Below are 305 nucleotides of genomic sequence, written 5' to 3' on the forward strand. Positions count from 1 at the left end.
TTTCAGCTCCTAGGAAGCAGTCTTTAAACTGGTTCATACCTGCGTTAGTAAACAGCAGTGTAGGATCGTTGTGAGGTACAAGAGAAGAACTCTCTACAATCTGGTGCCCTTTGCTCTCAAAGAACTTTAAAAAGGCACTACGAATTTCGGCGGTGCTCATGTACATGTGGCAATTCCTGAAACGTTCAAGTTAGATTTTTGCCACATTGTAAATCAAGCAAGGGAGAACGACTAGTTTTCTGTCTAATTTGCCTGAAAATGCTAGTGAATTAACGAAGATTTGTTAGAAGGGCTTTACTTACTGC

The 305-nt window shown here is 40.7% G+C and carries 1 protein-coding gene; it reads right to left on the reverse strand.

Features of this window, described 5'->3' with window-relative positions:
- Positions 1-166: alanine--tRNA ligase-related protein (locus AB4585_RS25825; RefSeq protein WP_372171627.1), on the reverse strand; the 166-nt coding region annotated here is incomplete at its 3' end.
- Positions 167-305: the final 139 nt, after the last annotated feature.

The organism is Vibrio sp. 10N.222.49.C9, from assembly GCF_041474985.1.
GTDB classification, from domain to species: domain Bacteria; phylum Pseudomonadota; class Gammaproteobacteria; order Enterobacterales; family Vibrionaceae; genus Vibrio; species Vibrio crassostreae_C.